The organism is Vibrio hepatarius, assembly GCF_018860525.1.
In the GTDB taxonomy this organism is placed as follows: Bacteria; Pseudomonadota; Gammaproteobacteria; order Enterobacterales; family Vibrionaceae; genus Vibrio; species Vibrio hepatarius_B.
Genome location: NZ_JAHKPM010000010.1, coordinates 29,726 through 45,282 on the forward strand (window position 1 = coordinate 29,726; position 15,557 = coordinate 45,282).

Here is a 15,557-nt window from a genome sequence, read left to right on the forward strand (position 1 = left end):
TATATCCCCGCCCTCAGATCAGGCGAGGGTTTACGGCGAAATTGCTAATTTAACCTATATACCGTTTCTATAGATAGCCTTAAGCACAATGTCACTACCAGCTTCATCATTGTGCTTTTGAACAACTTCATTCTTGATTTCCACAACCCCTATACTAACACTCTGTTTTTTCCACAACGAAACAACCTCTTCTAGAACTTCCTTAGTCGAGCTGCAAACTAAGCAGCCCTCCACAAACAGGGAGAGTTTTTCTTGCTCACTATCGGATACCTCCGCCTTTAATGCCATTTTAGCTATCATTCTTGCTGTAGCATCAGTTCGAAACACAATGGGTATTTTAGATTGCGGAAAAACCTTTCTTTCTCCAAAGGAATCGATATGAATTACAGAGGCAACAAACAGATTTCCATATCTTCGGGACACTTTCATCTTGTGCATAGACTCCTCCATTGGTAATGTTTGCATTTGAACAATAACCTATCTATTTATACAGTTATATAAAAACACAAATGGCAGATAAATCAAGATGGATTGTATGCGCCAAACCAAACGGCAAAGACCATTGGCGAATTTTGGGATACATAGAGCCGCAACCTGACGCAGATCGGTTCAGGAGAAAAATATCCAAAAAATATTCTGGATGGGACAATTACGGAATTTGGGTAGTTACTGAAAATGTTGTTATTCGTAGCGAGTACGCGCCATCGAAGGAAGTTACAACGATTGCCAGAATTTTTAAAACCAATGACTTCGTTAAAGGATATTCAGACATTCTAGAAGGAATGGAGTTTGTGGAAAACTACACTGAAGGAAAAGATGAGAAAAACTTAAGAAGCCTAAGGGTTCTAGCGGCAAGAGAAGGCTTTTGCATGATCGTTCACGAAGGAGACAAGCCAACCGTTATGCACTGGAAAAAACTTGTCTCACAATATAAACCAAACCAAAAATGATTAAGCCTCAAGGCTATTCGCCAGTATATTTTCCACAGTTGTAAGGCCTCGCTCGAACTCGCAGAGCCGAGACTTTACAACAAAATTGCTGGCGAAAGCCATCTCTCTTTGACTAAATTTATACAAATCAAAAAGTCGTTCAGAAAGATATAGCTCCAGTTCTGGATGAGCCTCTTTCAAGCCCTTGTTCTGCCTTAATCGGGATAAATTTTCCTCATACCTAATTAACATTTCAATACGGGTATTTATTTTAAGTCTACTTATTTTTTCCGATTGGTAAAATATCAAACAGGTATGGAGGCAAGCTTGATTAGTCTATAATTTGAGCCTTCTTTCCCGATCTCCCCACATCCCGCAGGATTCGAGGCCAATAAGGCACCATGAATATTTTCAATCAATGGCACATCTCGGTGAATATGACCATGAAAAACTATATTAAACCCACCAAGCTTTATAAGTGACTCAAGATCAGTTGCGTCAAATGCATCATAAGTGGGCTTATGCCCATCATACTTCCACAAACTTCTTTTGGTTGGAGAGTGGTGTGTTAAGAGAACCTTATAATTCTCACGAGAACTGAGTCTATGAGATTCCTGCTCAATAAATCTAACATCATCACGATGCAAGCGAACATAGCCTGGAACCTTAAGTCTCGGAAATCAACCAAACTTAAGCTCTCGAATGAAATTGAAATCTTGAACTATTGCGCGTCCATAGTTAGCACTAGGAACGCAAAGATCATAATTACTCGAATAATCGTTTTGACCCAAGTCAGACCAAAGTGTCGCTGACACTACCGAGAAACCCAGACCAGCAACCTCGAAGGTTTCTCGTCGAAGAAAGTGGAGATTTTCTATGTGAGAGCATTTTCGCTTCAGTCTATCAAAGTTTTGACCGACATATCCTCTCCAGTGCTCATGATTATCTTCGACATATAAAACAAAATCGAATTTTGAGCACAATTTCTCGAACCAATTTACGTAACGATGCGTTTTCTTCGGTACAGTTATATCACCAGCCAAGAGGCAAATATTGAATGCGTCAGTATCTACTTCAGCAGGAGGCATTAAAGCATCGACATCAAAGTCTCTTTGCCTTACAGCGAACTCCAAATGAAAATCAGATCCGCCAAAAATGTCTACTTTACGCGATAAGTGCTTCTTGCTCATAGTATTCTTCCTCATTTCCGACAAAACCAGAAAGATCTTCTTTTGGCGGACGAACCTTATCAGTTAGTTCAAACTCGATGATGATTCTTGAAACTTTTCTACCTGATTTCTCCGTCTTGATATCGAATTTCTTTTTGAGCAAACCGTATTTGATCAGCTCTTTTTCCGCTTTCATCAGAACATCGCGACGTAGTGTCGAGTAATCTTCACTCTTACAGTCTGTTAATTTCTTAAGGCTCTGCGGGGTCATATAAAGAACCCCTGTATCTGAAAAGCGCACTAACCGTTCGAAAATCTTAACTGTGTAAACACTTCGGAATGGCTTAAGAAGCTCAATTGGGATTCGATACATAAATCCTGTCTTAGCAAGATGAGCATTAATCAGAAACGGCATGGCTCGTGCATTTAACCAAACCACAATCGTGTCATCGACAGTCTTCACCTCTTCAAAAACACTGCGAAGTGTAGAGTCATCACACCTGATATGAGTTGTGATCAATTCTTTCAAGCAATGCTCTTTAACCATTTGCTTTGCTTTTCTTGGGTTCGCCAACTCCCAAGAACTCAAGAAATCTTTGAAATCAATGAAGAACCTTAATGAATCCTCATCTTGGGTCAGTTTTTTCCGGAAATACTTTATGACATTCTCGGGAGTTTCATCTTCCAAGCAAGCGTAATCGAGCGGAATAACCGCCAAAAAAGACATACACACGCGATATGAGTGAATGTTTGGAAAAACGCTTAAATCAGAGAAGGTGTTAGTTAATTGAACCTTCGACTGACCATTCAGCCTTAAAGGTCGATTATTGGACAAATTTTGTACTCCGGATCCTGTCATGAAGTCACGATATTACCACAACTCTCAAGGGGCACAAGATCTAAAGGCGTACCTTTCCCTCAGAGTTCTGTACCTTTTACTCAGGTTTAGCGTACCTTTCCCTCAGAGTTCCGTACCTTTTGCTCAGGGCAATGTTATCTAAGCCATTGAACATAAAGAATATTTCAGGCACCTACAATAAGATTAATTACAATTAGATCTACAATTAACATTAAACAATGCGTTTTTATAAAAAAACGCTCAAATTTCAACCAGCAAATTATGGCAATAAAATCTGAGATCCTTAAACGAAAGGTTAGGTGTACCTTTCGCTCAGAGTAAGCGTACCTTTTTCTCAGGGTAAGTTGGTTTAAATTATTGAAATATAGGCCGAATTCCACCAAATACAATAAGATCAATTAGATCAACTACAACGCGATTTTTATGAAAAATCGGAATGATTCAACTAGATCCTTTTCTAGATCCCTTAAAAGGACAAATTTCACAAAAAAATGAAACCAAGTTGTATGTTGCAAGCTTCACCAGAGGCTTTCTAAGCTATTTTAAGGTGCGTTAGGAGTGATTTTAGTGTCTAGGTACTTAGAGTGGCTTAAAGAGAGGGAGAGGGAAGGAGGGCACCTCATAGTTAGGTGCCCACACTTTAGGTATCTAGAAATTGTAGGTCGCTGCAAGAGTGTAGACACTATCAAGTTCACTACCAAACGCGACTGAAGCGCCAACAGCTAGGTTTTTGGTGGCGTAGTAATCAAGTCCGAAGGCATAGGTGAAATCATCATGTACGTCGTACTCTGTTTCGTCGATGATTTGGTTTTCATCTGAAAACTCGATGCCAGCCAAAGCATAACCTACAACGCTGTCAGATAACTGACCTTTAATCTTAACTGTTCCGAAAAACGATTGGTTGTCGATCAATTTCACATCAGACTGTGTTCTTGCGTAACTAACACCAGCCTGAATTGAGTAATCCTCAGCAACATACAAAGGTGCTAGTAATCTTGCACGAATCTGCTCAATACTTTCATCAGTCTGAACTCCTGCATGATCCATCTCAGTGCCGTGATCACGATATCCAACTGAAAGCTCGAAATCCTTAACGGCAACACCAAGCTCAACCTCAAATCCACTACTTTTAGAATTTTCATTCACACCAAGGTAACGTACCGAACCATAACTGGTAATCATGTCTGGCGAAAATTTATCTAGTGTTCTAGATGGTGACTGGATTGATTCACCCATTCTGATACTTGTTGTTTCCTCTTGTGGAGCTTGTGAATCAGCTTCAGTGTAAGTTTTTGCCTCGTAGGCAAATGCACTAGTTGAAAATAATGCTCCAAGTGCAATTATTGATATTTTTTTATTCATGATATTTTTAATTTTTAGTTGCTAAAATTTTGTCACGCTCCTTCTCTGCGATACTTTTCAATTTTCCATCGCTAAAAGAAACAATAAATGCAAATTTCCCTTTTTTAATCGAGCTTGGAGTACAACCATATTGAAGAGAAAGCTGGTCTTCAGGGCTGTATCTAATTTCAATATTAGGGTTTGCTGTTTGGTTTACTGTATACCCAAGGCCAGAAAGCTGCTCCAAGGATTTGAATTTTGTAAGAGTTTTGTCCGCATATTCTCTAGTAAAGTATCTTAAGGATGCTGTACAAGTTTCAAAGTTATCTTCTAATTTACTAGCCTCAACAATTGCCACTTTTTTTGATATTGGTGTTAAGTAAGCAGCATAATCTCTGAAAGGAATAGCTAACTCTTCCTTAGGTTTGTAAAGGTATGTAATCGTCCCATCACCTGAAGGTAACTCATTAGAGAAGTCTTGATTCGGCATACTGGAATCGAATTCCCCACCTAGGGGCTGATCAAAAAACACATTATTTGATTCCGATAGCGCATGCGCAGAAACAGGAGATAATAGTGCTATTAAAGTTAATTTATATAAATTCTTCATTAAGGCTCTTATCTATTTCTTTTAATAGTGATTCAATGCTTTGAGAATAGCTATTTAATAAACCAAATTCCACTTGCTCAAGGACTTCCGTACCATTCTCCACAGATAGATAATAAACATCTTTTATTTTTTGTGTAACTGGAACCCAGTGGTTCCTCCCGTATACAGTCGGCATACAAGTTACTGTTATTTTGTGCAATTCTTGTTGATGCCTGATTCCGTAGCTATCTAGACTTACCTCACAACCATGATCTTTATTTTTATACTCATGTGATGCTGCCATTAATACACTTTTGCCACCATGTTCCGACAAAGCATTTTTGAATTTATGCAGCTCACCTGACTTCATAGTTTCAGTGTACAAAGTTTTAAAATCATGAAGATCAATATTTCCATGATAGACTTTCAAAAGTTGTTTTGCTTCGCCAGATATAGCGATGGCATCATTGGCTTGTGATATTAAAGACTCTTTAATTAACTTCGAACTGGAAGTTGATATAGCCTTATTGATTTTATCAATGTATCTTTCTTGACTTGGGCTAAGGTCTCCCGCTAAAGATGCAGGCGATAAAGATAAAAGAGCGGTAAACAAGATCAGGTTTTTCATCAAAACTCCTTACATACGATATGTTTTCACAATATTAGAAAGCGCACGAGCGTCATCTAAAGCTGAATGATGATTCTCAATGTACTCTCCGCAAAAATCCTCAACAGCTTCACGCAGTGAGTGTCTTAGTCTTACTCTTGGGACACTACGGTAGAATTCATTCTGGGCATCAAAATATTTAGATTTCGTGAGTCTATGACCATTAGGTAAGGATACTAAACCTGCTTTATTAGAGATAATATCCTTGTCCCTTTTTCCCCAAGAGCACCACCTAAGCGTCCCTGCACAAGTTGCCTCAATATTTTTTACAAAATCATTCATCATTGACATTGCAACCTTGAGATTTGGTGAACTTGTGAAGTCTGATGGCGCTAGAGATAGAAAGTCTAATGTTGTGGGGCATAAGTAGTCTGGTTTCACATGTGTCTGGAACACATCAACCTCTTTACCAAAGCCGTCTAAGGCTACAATCCCGATCTCATATATATCTACACGTTCGTTGTTCTTTCTCCCGTAGCTAAATTCCAAATCTAAGCAAAGCGTGATGGCTGAAGCCCTTCCGATTTTAGTACACATGTTTATTTTTTGGTTGAAAGATAGAAAACGAAAACGAGGATTTCAAATGTGTCTAAAAGTATTAATTTGTGCGAAATTGAAGGTCAGCCTTGTGAAATCACCCTTAAATACATGCATTTATGATTGTGCTTGTGATTGTTAATTCACATTCTTGTAGTAAAATAATGATGCAATTGCAGAGAGAAATTTTCATAGGGAGAGAATTGTGCAAGATTCAAAAATTAACGGAACGCTAGCCATTATTGGTTATGTTACAGCGTCTATCTTTGGTACTTGGTGCTTCACTAGATATCGTTAAGCACATTTTGCCAATAGTTATTTTTTACGCATTATCTAGAAAGCAGTGGGGGTTTTCAGCAATTATCTCTGTAGTCTATTGCGCCATGACGGTAATATCCTTCAATGCCTCAGCATCAACAATCGAAGAGCGTATTACAGCAAACCTTCAGACCAACACCCAAAGCGCAGTTAACTTGGCTAAAATTGAAATGCTGAAGAAGGAACTAGATGATAAGCGTGTTTTGTTCGCAGAACATAAAAGCGCCAACCAAGTAAGTAAGTAAAATGGAATTGACCTCTGACGAAATAAGTAATCTTAATAGGAAGATTGTGGATCTGATGTCAAACACAAGCGCATCAACACAAGAGAGCGTCCTCGCAATTATCATTTACGCTTGCGCTGGTCTAATCGAAGTGTTTTCACTAACACTCATGCTATGTGTACTTAAGCTCGACGGATTCATGAAAAAGAGTAATCAAGAACAAGAGCTTTTAGCTTTGCCTAAACGTAGGGTCGAAAACTGATTTTTTAGTGTGCCTATTAGGAAGTCGGGCGCGTTAGCGCCCACTTTAACCGAAGTGCACAAAACCAAGGCTTAGCAATTCTGAATATTTATATAGACAATGGTCACGAGCTGTATTATCTGGCTATACAAAACACATATTTAGGTTATGGTTTTTGAGATTAATTAACGTGTTTGATTTATTTGTTCTAAGTCAAAAATCTGATAGAATGCGGTAATATAAAGATGTTAAATTAAAAATTAGAAAAAACGATGACTTCAATAAATGTAACCAAGCGTAATGGTAGCTTAATGCCATTAGATATCGAGAAAATACACCGAGTTGTCGATTGGGCATGCGAGGGCAGAGACGCCTCGCCAAGCCTTATCGTACTTAGATCTCAAATCCAATTTTTCGATGGCATTAAGACCTCAGATATTCACGAGATAATCACAAAAACGGCCTCAAACCTGATTTCTGCTGAAACACCAGATTATCAGTATGTTGCAGCAAACCTACGAATCTTTGCTTTGCGTAAAGAGGCATATGGTCGTTTTGAGCCACCACACTTGTTCGATCATGTTAACGCTCTCGCTAAACTGAAGAAGAATGGTTACGACCCTGAGTTACTTAATGCATACTCCGGAGAAGAATTCAATGCTATGGAAGAGTTCATCGATCATTCATTGGACTTTACCTATGCATACGCAGCGGTTATGCAGTTCGAAGGTAAGTACCTTGTTCAGAACCGTGTTGCTAACAGAGTATATGAGACTCCTCAGATGCTTTATATCCTTGTAGCTGCAACTCTTCATATGAGTGAACCTAAAGAAACTCGAATGAAGAGCATTCGCAGATTCTACAATCAGGTAGCGTCTAGAAAACTTTCACTACCGACACCAGTTATGAGTGGCGCTAGAACGAAAACAAAACAATTTAGTAGCTGTGTTAAAATCGAATCTGGTGACAGTCTAGATTCAATTAATGCTACTTCTGCATCAATTGTTAAATACGTCTCTCAACGTGCAGGTATTGGTATCAATGCTGGCGCAATACGTGCACTGGGTTCTGAGATTCGTGGCGGCGAAGCATTCCACACAGGATGTATCCCATTCTACAAATACTTCCAAACAGCGATAAAATGTTGTTCTCAAGGCGGGGTTCGCGGCGGAGCTGCAACTTTATTCTATCCGTTCTGGCATCTTGAGTATGAGGAACTTGTTGTTCTAAAGAACAATAAAGGGGTAGAAGAAAACCGTGTTCGTGGTCTAGATTACGGCGTACAGCTTAATGGGCTTTTCTATAAACGATTCCTTCAGAAAGATGTTATCACTTTATTCTCTCCATCAGACGTACCTGAGCTTCTTGAGGCTTTCTATTCTGATCAAGAGAAGTTTGAAGAATTGTACGTTAAGTATGAGAACGATCCTGAGCTAAAAGGCAAAACAAAAGTCATTAAAGCACAAGATGCAATGACCAAGCTTGCAAATGAACGTGCTTCAACAGGTCGTATCTACATCCAAAACATCGACCACTGTAACACGCACAGTTCATTCCTTGAGGCTATTGCCCCAGTCAAACAATCAAACTTATGTATGGAAATCACACTTCCTACAAAACCTTTGAATAACGTTGACGATCCTGATGGTGAAATTGCACTTTGTACTCTAGCTGCATTCAACCTTGGCGAGTTCTCTATGGATAATCTCCATGAACTTGAGGAAACGGCAGACGTAGCAGTTCGTGCACTTAATAACTTACTTAGCTACCAAGACTATCCAGTTGAAGCTGCCCGTAAAACACTTAAGCGACGTGCTCTAGGAGTAGGTGTAGTTAACTTTGCTAATTTCCTTGCTAAAAATGGCGTTCGATACAGTGACGGTAGCGCAAACAACTTAACTCATCGACTTTTCGAGGCAATTCAGTACTACTTGATTAAAGCTTCTATGAAGTTGGCTCAAGAGAAGGGCGCTTGTGAATGGTTCAATGAGACCAAATACTCAAAAGGTATTTTCCCTATTGATACCTACAAGAAATCAGTTGACGGTCTGGTTACTGTTGGCCTAGAGCTTGACTGGGAATCCCTGAAAGCTGACGTTGCTAAGTACGGTATGCGTAACAGCACACTGTCAGCGCTAATGCCTTCAGAAACATCTTCTCAGATCGTGAATGCGACAAATGGTATCGAGCCTCCTCGTGGACACGTAAGTGTTAAAGCATCTAAAGATGGGATCTTGAAACAAGTTGTTCCTAACCTTAGTGAGCTTAAAGATAACTACGAGCTGCTTTGGGATATACCAAGCAACAGCGGATACTTACAACTAGTGGGTATCATGCAAAAGTTCGTCGATCAATCTATATCAGCGAACACAAACTACGACCCTGAACGTTTCGTCGGTGGTAAAGTTAAAGTCACCCAAATCGTCAAAGACTTATTAGATGCCTACAAGTTTGGTGTAAAAACTCTGTATTACCACAACACTCGGGATGGACAGAATGACGAAAGCACTAAGCCTACGGAAACCAAAGCTGTAGTGGCTGTAGAGCAAGATAGCGACGATGAATGTGGCGGCGGCTGCAAGATCTAGAGAATTTCTAGCAATAAATTAAGTAATAAATATTAGGTTGCCCATATGGGCAACCTGTTTTAGCGAAAGAGAAATCATGACACACAAAAAACAAACTATTTTTAACAGAACTAAGAACAATCAACTACTTGAGCCAATGTTCTTTGGTAATCCTGTAAATATCTCGCGATATGACCAACAGAAGTACGAAATTTTTGAAAAACTAATTGAGAAGCAGCTATCTTTCTTCTGGCGTCCTGAAGAGGTTGATGTATCTCAAGACCGTATTGATTTCAATAAACTTCCTGAGCATGAAAAGCACATTTTTATCTCAAACTTGAAATATCAGACTCTGCTTGACTCTATTCAAGGTAGAAGCCCTAACGTAGCTCTACTTCCATTAGTTTCTATTCCTGAACTAGAGACTTGGATTGAGACTTGGTCATTCTCGGAGACAATTCACTCCCGTTCGTACACTCATATCATTCGAAATATTGTGAACGACCCAAGTACTGTGTTTGACGACATTGTTGAGAATGAACACATCCTAAAACGCGCAAAAGATATTGCTCATTATTATGATTACCTAATTCAAGCCTCTAATGACTACCATCGTTTTGGCGAAGGTGAACATGTTATTAATGGCGAGAAAGTTAAGATTACTCTTCAAGATCTTAAGAAAAAACTATACATCTGTTTGATGTCAGTGAATGCATTAGAAGCAATTCGTTTCTATGTTTCATTCGCTTGTTCTTTTGCATTCGCTGAGCGCGAGTTAATGGAAGGCAATGCGAAAATCATTAAGCTTATCGCTCGTGATGAAGCCCTGCACCTAAACGGCACTCAACATATGATCAACCTGCTTCGTAATGGTCAGGATGATTTCAGCTTCATGCAGATTGCCGAAGAGGCGAAAGAAGAGTGTTTTGACCTATTCAAAGAAGCGGCTGAACAAGAGAAAGAATGGGCAGAGTACCTATTCAAAGACGGTTCTATGATTGGCCTAAACAAAGAGATTCTAAGCCAGTACGTTGAATATATTACCAATATTCGTATGCAGGCTGTTGGCCTTCCTTCTGCGTACCCAGAAGCAACAAGTAACCCTATTCCATGGATTAACACATGGTTGTCTTCAGACAATGTTCAAGTTGCTCCTCAGGAAACTGAGATCTCTAGCTACCTAGTTGGTCAGGTTGACTCAAACATGGATGATGAAGAGTTCTCGGACTACGACATTGATAACCTCTAAGGTTAAGATGGTCTCGCCAAACGGCGAGGCCATTATCGCAACAAACAAGCCCTTTTTAAGGGCGGCAGCCAGTTCCGGCGTCAGACTAGACTACAATTGCGCAGAAGGGCATATTCAAGAATCACACCGTACTCTAGGCAATCACCGTCGATTATCCATTAATTCCATCAAGACTTTTTAATTAACCATCGACTTTCTCCCTTGTGTCTCTGGCAATTTTTACATCGTTAATAGACATTGCCGCATCAAAGATGTCATCGAACTTAAAAAAGAATTCATCTTCCGATAGACGGCTTCCTTCTAAATCGAATACGTCGATAAAAAGCTTTTCCTTAAACCTATCCATACGAAAGATAAATTTTCTTAGCCTTGATGCTGAAGGTGTTTTAAAAATTTTCGGAGGACGAACCTGAGCCACTCGCTTGCTTACAGGAGTTACTCTACGCATTTTCACAATCCTCTTCTTCTGGGTAATCCCACTTTTCATTCAAACCAATTTCCTGTCTAGAAAGCCCCATATAGACGAGGTTAACTGCATATTTCCGCCACAGAACGGCCTCTGAGTCACTCTGGTTTTCTGGAGATACATCTGAATCAATAATTTTCCCATTTTTGAATATCATTGTTCCGCAATTAAAACCAAGATCATCCTTATCAGCGAAGTCCATCATTAAGCTATCGTCAGGGAAACGTTTTGATATTTCCTTCATCGCCTTAATAGGTGGCTTCCATGAAGAGAGGAACCTAATTCGATGGGGCACGCCATTAACAGACAAAGATTTCTTAAATCTCTTTTTGTTGATTCTGTGTGGGTAGCAGCGGAGTGGTACGTTGTCAGTAGGTGTGTTTTTAGAGCGAGAAAAGTGCCATCTACTAACTTCTAGAAATTTGTAATCTAACTCAAAGCAATAGATGTCATCCAAAGTCCCCCACCTTGTCACAGCCCAAATTAATCTCATAGCCTCTTCCATAGGCTGTAGAACTCTTGAAGGCTCTGGTTTTGAGGTGATTTCTGGAATATCGATGAATTTTGTTAAAGAGAAAGTTCCTGTGTCATCCAAGATATCAAGCATCACAGAATTCTTTCTCTCTAGTGTATCTGCGATAACTGACATTTGAACAGTTACATAATTTGGCATAGTAAACACCCACGGATCGTTTGTTATTTGAGCAATTTACCTCAATTGATAAATTATGTCATTATATTGCTACCATGGGCGTGGGATTCTTGCTCTAATACACGTTGTGTTATTAGAATAAACCATCAAATAAATAGTGAAATAGAAAAATTATGATCTCATACAATAAAAGTGCGCTTGCTCTTCTGCTAAGCGTATTGTTTTTATCTGGCTGTGAAAATGGCAACAATATTCATGACGACAATGAAACACCCCCACCAGTGGAGCCGCCTGAAGAAACTGTTCTTATCGAATCAGTTTCCTTCTCAGGTCAGTTTGCTCCGAACTCCAAAGTTTCAATGAGTTTTGAGTGCTCAGGATGTGATTTAGATGCAACTACCACAAAATGGATTGTCACTAAGCGCTCTGAGCTGCTTTATAACCGAGAAAGCACAAGCCGAACTCTTGAAATCTCTGAGCTTGAGGCAGATGCTCAAATATCCTTAACTATATCGCCTGTCGATCAGGACGGGAACAAGCAAGAGGATGTTATTAAGACCTTCGACCTTGAAACCAATAAGGGTTTCGATGAAGCAAAATTCTTCCATTTGGGTAAAGATGGTTATGTTATCCGCCTGAATGAAGATACTTTTTTATCTTCTCAAAACGCTGAAACAATGGCACCAAGGCATGTTTACCTCGTCAATAAGGACGATCCTGGCCTAAATGATTTTGCAATTGACATGCCTTCTATTGATGAGCCTAGCGAGTCATTCATGCGCAAAGAACTATATGAGTTCCCAAATAAACGCTGGGGCATTTCAGTGAATGCAAATGGTGAATCTCAAGAGCTTACTGAATTTGAAGGCAGTGAATATGTTCTAGATTGTGGTACTGAATACTTTACTTACAAAGGAACCACAATTTCTCGATTCGATGAAAGCAACCTTGGTACACCAATACACACATATGATGCTGGGACGCTAGATGAAGTCAATGCGTATTGTGGTCATGGTGTCATTTTCGAAAAGAGCGGAAACACCGCATTGTACTTCCCTAAAAAAGGCGATCCTAGACCTGAAACTGAGGTTGAACTCACCGACATAGCGCCAAACACTTTCTTTACCAACCAAGCGTTTAGTGGCTACCTAACATCAACAGGTGACCTCAAGCTTCTTGGTGAAAGTTTGCCACCATTAGCATTCTCTAAAACTGGAGCAAAAAAGGTACACAACAACATTTCTGCAAACGAAATAACCGTAGAGTTTGATGATGGTACTTTTTACAGAGTTGGTGATTTTGGTGCCAAATACCTTGAGGTTGTGTCAGCAGCAGACGCGACAACCGTAAAAGATGTAAACACCCAAGTGCCAAGTAATCCAACAGATCTAAACCTTGTTGATTTCTTGTATTTGGATAATGGCAGCATTCTTACCTCAAGCGAATTGGAAGAAGACGGTTTCTACGACCCACTGACAAACAAATCTTGCTCTGAATTGATTAATGAGTCTGCAAATGGCGGTTCGATTAAAGGTGTAAAGCTTACCGCTGCGGCAGGTAACAACTCTCTACCTGTAATGGCGACAGATCGCAACGGATACCTTTATGCCTGTAACCCGAACAAAGCATCGGTAAACATTGACGATAAACTTACCGAGCAATCAATCGATGGGAATTACACACAAATTAAGCAATCCAAAGGAACCAATCAGATTTACCTCCTAGATCAGGGAGCTAACAAGATTGCTGCGTACACTGTGTCAATTGACGCTGATGGAAAACCAATTGTTTCAGAATACAGCCTAGATAACATTGATGACCAAATAGACATGCTTGGTTTCTCAGCACAAAATAACGGCTCAAACATTAGTGTTGTACGCGCAGACGGAACACAATTGATTCTAGGCAGCATTGCTGGCGTGACAGGCGACAAGTCAATACTGTTTAGCGGATACGAGACATGGAATCATCTAAATACACTATGCTCTGATTCACAATGTATGTCGGTGCACAGCAATGAAGCGGGTGACGTAGATGTAGCGGTCATAAATAACAAGAATTCTGTAATCAAGTACAATTACGAAGGTCTTGTTAAGCGTGAAGCTGAGGAAGCGGAATCTGAGTCAGGCGCAAGCAACTAATAAGAGCAGAATTATCTCTGTATTTTAAAACAGAAAAAAGCAACAACTCAAAAGGTAGGCTCAGTCCTACCTTTTCTTGTTTGTAAAGTGTTCCAAAATGGAAAAAGAAGCCACATTCAAATAAACAGAAATCGAAGCTCTGAAAATGATTGCTCAAGCCTCTTCACTTAAAGATCTTACTGACACCGAAATTCTGAGCATTGTCGAAAAGGTTGGTGCCACCCAAATGAAAGGCATGAAGCTGGTAATGGAAGAGTTAAATGCATACTATGCTGGACGATTCAATGCAGGTAAGGCTTCAGATTAATGAAGTAATGCAGATAAAATTAAAGCCGTTAGAGATTCATCAACTAACGGCTTTTTGTATTATGGCTTAAGAATGGCATCAAAAAGCTTATCTAACTTTTTGTAAAGAGAAGCTAAGTCTTCATTATTGGTTATAACAATGTCTGCATCCTCTTTTGTGAGCTTCATTGATTCAGCTTCCTCAGGCGGCAGCCTGTCGCTTGCATCAACCCAAATTGCCAAATCAAAATATCCACCAGCCTTAAGGGCTTCAAACTCTACCTTGTCTCGAATTCCGCAGTAAACACTGTTGTTTTTAAAAATCACTTTACCTAAAGCATCAAGATCATTTTTGACATTATAAGCTTTAATCTCTTCGTACCAAAGCTGGCGATGGTTGCCGCGATCATCAAATGCTTCATCAACAGTTTTGTACCCAAACTTTTCCTTTATTTTGTCGAACAAGAAAAGCTCGCAAGCTGTGTAAGATGAGGAAGCAAATGATACAGCGTAATTGTCGCGAAGGTATTCACATACCGTATCTTTACCGTGTCTCTTGTAGCCAAATACCATCAAGTTTAATCGACTGTTCGATTTTGGCATTAGTATTGATAGAGCGATATTTGTTTCTAACTCATCAAGACCCATAGAAAAACATTGCTTTGACAACCAAAGCTTTGCTGAGGCAATGTCGGTAGAGCTGATATCATAAGTCTTGAGTTTCTCAATAACAGAGGAGAAATTGGTCTGATTATCCATTATGGAATCCAAGTTGTGAAAGGCTATCTCTATATTACCACGACTAGTGTAACCATCATCATGAAGTTAATCAAAGCCTAAATTCTCTCAAGTCTAACAACGCGATTTCCTTTACCTATAGTGATTCTGAAAATTCCAGACACGCCTCCTTGGGTTATGAATGGTCTTAGTCGGGCTAACTTGACAGCCAACTTTGTGCCGCTGGTTGCAGTGACCACTATATCAGCGTTTGGTTGCCCATACACTTCAGATAAGTGAGCGTAGGGGAGGGTTAACTTAAATTCGTAAGTAGTAAGTTTTTCCATTTCTTATGATTATTGAATGTATTTCATGGTCATATCAATGTTCGATAGTACGGTAATTTGTAATTCATCATTCTATTTAATGGAAAATCCAACAATTTTATTAATTTTAATTACGCTCCTTATATTCCGAACGTTGCATAATATGGTCTTTGAATTTCAATAAATTATATATTTTGTCTGTGGTGGGAATATTCCTTATGACCCTACCTATCAATGAATTGAGAACAAAATGGGCGTGAGTTGCGTAGTAATATAGTGA

General features: G+C 39.5%; 19 protein-coding genes. 7 read left to right on the forward strand and 12 right to left on the reverse strand.

Annotated features, from left to right (window positions below; all coding sequences use genetic code 11):
• Positions 1 to 54: 54 nt before the first annotated feature.
• On the reverse strand, positions 55 to 438 hold the full coding sequence (locus KO511_RS02990; RefSeq protein ID WP_215985992.1) for a hypothetical protein: 384 nt from the start codon (positions 436 to 438) through the stop codon (positions 55 to 57).
• Between the two features lie 71 nt (positions 439 to 509).
• Here KO511_RS02990 and KO511_RS02995 point away from each other — a divergent pair, with 71 nt between their 5' ends.
• Entirely contained in the window at positions 510 to 950 is a 441-nt protein-coding gene (locus tag KO511_RS02995; protein ID WP_215985993.1) for a hypothetical protein, read from the forward strand.
• 284 nt (positions 951 to 1,234) lie between these two features.
• Here the strand turns inward: KO511_RS02995 and KO511_RS03000 are convergent, their stop codons facing one another.
• The 7 genes from KO511_RS03000 to KO511_RS03030 form a co-directional block, all read right to left on the reverse strand.
• Positions 1,235 to 1,576: a hypothetical protein gene (locus KO511_RS03000; RefSeq protein WP_215985994.1), complete on the reverse strand. Its 342-nt coding sequence runs from the start codon at positions 1,574 to 1,576 to the stop codon at positions 1,235 to 1,237.
• A gap of 33 nt (positions 1,577 to 1,609) precedes the next feature.
• Positions 1,610 to 2,119 carry a hypothetical protein gene (locus tag KO511_RS03005; protein WP_215985995.1) on the reverse strand — a complete coding sequence of 170 codons (510 nt, stop codon included), beginning with the start codon at positions 2,117 to 2,119 and terminating at the stop codon, positions 1,610 to 1,612.
• On the reverse strand, positions 2,094 to 2,933 hold the full coding sequence (locus tag KO511_RS03010) for a replication initiation protein (RefSeq protein WP_215985996.1): 840 nt from the start codon (positions 2,931 to 2,933) through the stop codon (positions 2,094 to 2,096). Before KO511_RS03010 ends, KO511_RS03005 begins: the two co-directional genes overlap by 26 nt.
• Positions 2,934 to 3,605: 672 nt before the next feature.
• A complete protein-coding gene (locus tag KO511_RS03015; protein ID WP_215985997.1) occupies positions 3,606 to 4,319 on the reverse strand; it encodes a hypothetical protein in 714 nt (237 codons plus the stop codon).
• A gap of 7 nt (positions 4,320 to 4,326) precedes the next feature.
• The gene (locus KO511_RS03020; protein ID WP_215985998.1) at positions 4,327 to 4,908 is read right to left on the reverse strand and encodes a hypothetical protein; all 582 of its coding nucleotides are present in this window, start codon (positions 4,906 to 4,908) and stop codon (positions 4,327 to 4,329) included.
• Positions 4,892 to 5,515 (reverse strand): hypothetical protein, encoded by a 624-nt coding sequence (locus KO511_RS03025; RefSeq protein ID WP_215985999.1) that lies wholly within the window; start codon positions 5,513 to 5,515, stop codon positions 4,892 to 4,894. The genes KO511_RS03020 and KO511_RS03025 overlap by 17 nt, the downstream gene beginning before the upstream one ends.
• Before the next feature lie 9 nt (positions 5,516 to 5,524).
• Positions 5,525 to 6,091 carry an exonuclease domain-containing protein gene (locus tag KO511_RS03030; RefSeq protein ID WP_215986000.1) on the reverse strand — a complete coding sequence of 189 codons (567 nt, stop codon included), beginning with the start codon at positions 6,089 to 6,091 and terminating at the stop codon, positions 5,525 to 5,527.
• A gap of 248 nt (positions 6,092 to 6,339) precedes the next feature.
• Between KO511_RS03030 and KO511_RS03035 the strand changes: the two genes are divergently transcribed.
• From KO511_RS03035 to nrdB, 4 genes are all read left to right on the forward strand, one after another.
• On the forward strand, positions 6,340 to 6,654 hold the full coding sequence (locus tag KO511_RS03035; RefSeq protein ID WP_215986001.1) for a hypothetical protein: 315 nt from the start codon (positions 6,340 to 6,342) through the stop codon (positions 6,652 to 6,654).
• A gap of 1 nt (position 6,655) precedes the next feature.
• Positions 6,656 to 6,895: a hypothetical protein gene (locus tag KO511_RS03040; RefSeq protein ID WP_215986002.1), complete on the forward strand. Its 240-nt coding sequence runs from the start codon at positions 6,656 to 6,658 to the stop codon at positions 6,893 to 6,895.
• Between the two features lie 251 nt (positions 6,896 to 7,146).
• Complete coding sequence (nrdA, locus tag KO511_RS03045) at positions 7,147 to 9,462, forward strand: class 1a ribonucleoside-diphosphate reductase subunit alpha (RefSeq protein WP_215986003.1); 2,316 nt, start codon at positions 7,147 to 7,149, stop codon at positions 9,460 to 9,462.
• A gap of 76 nt (positions 9,463 to 9,538) precedes the next feature.
• Positions 9,539 to 10,690 (forward strand): class Ia ribonucleoside-diphosphate reductase subunit beta, encoded by a 1,152-nt coding sequence (nrdB, locus tag KO511_RS03050; RefSeq protein ID WP_215986004.1) that lies wholly within the window; start codon positions 9,539 to 9,541, stop codon positions 10,688 to 10,690.
• Positions 10,691 to 10,871: 181 nt separating this feature from the next.
• Here the strand turns inward: nrdB and KO511_RS03055 are convergent, their stop codons facing one another.
• Together KO511_RS03055 and KO511_RS03060 are read right to left on the reverse strand one after the other, a co-directional pair.
• Entirely contained in the window at positions 10,872 to 11,138 is a 267-nt protein-coding gene (locus KO511_RS03055; protein ID WP_215986005.1) for a hypothetical protein, read from the reverse strand.
• Entirely contained in the window at positions 11,131 to 11,829 is a 699-nt protein-coding gene (locus tag KO511_RS03060; protein ID WP_215986006.1) for a hypothetical protein, read from the reverse strand. The genes KO511_RS03055 and KO511_RS03060 overlap by 8 nt, the downstream gene beginning before the upstream one ends.
• 152 nt (positions 11,830 to 11,981) lie before the next feature.
• On the opposite strand from KO511_RS03060, the gene KO511_RS03065 reads away from it, so the two are divergent.
• Positions 11,982 to 13,949 (forward strand): hypothetical protein, encoded by a 1,968-nt coding sequence (locus tag KO511_RS03065; protein WP_215986007.1) that lies wholly within the window; start codon positions 11,982 to 11,984, stop codon positions 13,947 to 13,949.
• A gap of 145 nt (positions 13,950 to 14,094) precedes the next feature.
• Positions 14,095 to 14,256, forward strand: a complete 162-nt coding sequence (locus KO511_RS03070) for a hypothetical protein (protein ID WP_215986008.1) — start codon at positions 14,095 to 14,097, stop codon at positions 14,254 to 14,256.
• A gap of 59 nt (positions 14,257 to 14,315) precedes the next feature.
• Here the strand turns inward: KO511_RS03070 and KO511_RS03075 are convergent, their stop codons facing one another.
• Together KO511_RS03075 and KO511_RS03080 are read right to left on the reverse strand one after the other, a co-directional pair.
• On the reverse strand, positions 14,316 to 14,993 hold the full coding sequence (locus KO511_RS03075; protein ID WP_215986009.1) for a hypothetical protein: 678 nt from the start codon (positions 14,991 to 14,993) through the stop codon (positions 14,316 to 14,318).
• Positions 14,994 to 15,070: 77 nt separating this feature from the next.
• Positions 15,071 to 15,298 (reverse strand): DUF2835 family protein, encoded by a 228-nt coding sequence (locus tag KO511_RS03080; protein WP_215986010.1) that lies wholly within the window; start codon positions 15,296 to 15,298, stop codon positions 15,071 to 15,073.
• Positions 15,299 to 15,557 lie beyond the last annotated feature (259 nt).

Bases quoted from the DNA above. Each gene is read 5' to 3' on its own strand.
- KO511_RS03075 (WP_215986009.1), bottom strand. From the start codon at position 14,993: ATGGATAATCAGACCAATTTCTCCTCTGTTATTGAGAAACTCAAGACT.
- KO511_RS03040 (WP_215986002.1), top strand. From the start codon at position 6,656: ATGGAATTGACCTCTGACGAAATAAGTAATCTTAATAGGAAGATTGTG.
- nrdA (WP_215986003.1), top strand. From the start codon at position 7,147: ATGACTTCAATAAATGTAACCAAGCGTAATGGTAGCTTAATGCCATTA.
- KO511_RS03030 (WP_215986000.1), bottom strand. From the start codon at position 6,091: ATGTGTACTAAAATCGGAAGGGCTTCAGCCATCACGCTTTGCTTAGAT.
- nrdB (WP_215986004.1), top strand. From the start codon at position 9,539: ATGACACACAAAAAACAAACTATTTTTAACAGAACTAAGAACAATCAA.
- KO511_RS03025 (WP_215985999.1), bottom strand. From the start codon at position 5,515: ATGAAAAACCTGATCTTGTTTACCGCTCTTTTATCTTTATCGCCTGCA.
- KO511_RS03015 (WP_215985997.1), bottom strand. From the start codon at position 4,319: ATGAATAAAAAAATATCAATAATTGCACTTGGAGCATTATTTTCAACT.
- KO511_RS03065 (WP_215986007.1), top strand. From the start codon at position 11,982: ATGATCTCATACAATAAAAGTGCGCTTGCTCTTCTGCTAAGCGTATTG.
- KO511_RS03005 (WP_215985995.1), bottom strand. From the start codon at position 2,119: ATGAGCAAGAAGCACTTATCGCGTAAAGTAGACATTTTTGGCGGATCT.
- KO511_RS03080 (WP_215986010.1), bottom strand. From the start codon at position 15,298: ATGGAAAAACTTACTACTTACGAATTTAAGTTAACCCTCCCCTACGCT.
- KO511_RS02995 (WP_215985993.1), top strand. From the start codon at position 510: ATGGCAGATAAATCAAGATGGATTGTATGCGCCAAACCAAACGGCAAA.
- KO511_RS03055 (WP_215986005.1), bottom strand. From the start codon at position 11,138: ATGCGTAGAGTAACTCCTGTAAGCAAGCGAGTGGCTCAGGTTCGTCCT.
- KO511_RS02990 (WP_215985992.1), bottom strand. From the start codon at position 438: ATGCACAAGATGAAAGTGTCCCGAAGATATGGAAATCTGTTTGTTGCC.
- KO511_RS03020 (WP_215985998.1), bottom strand. From the start codon at position 4,908: ATGAAGAATTTATATAAATTAACTTTAATAGCACTATTATCTCCTGTT.
- KO511_RS03035 (WP_215986001.1), top strand. From the start codon at position 6,340: ATGTTACAGCGTCTATCTTTGGTACTTGGTGCTTCACTAGATATCGTT.
- KO511_RS03060 (WP_215986006.1), bottom strand. From the start codon at position 11,829: ATGCCAAATTATGTAACTGTTCAAATGTCAGTTATCGCAGATACACTA.
- KO511_RS03070 (WP_215986008.1), top strand. From the start codon at position 14,095: ATGATTGCTCAAGCCTCTTCACTTAAAGATCTTACTGACACCGAAATT.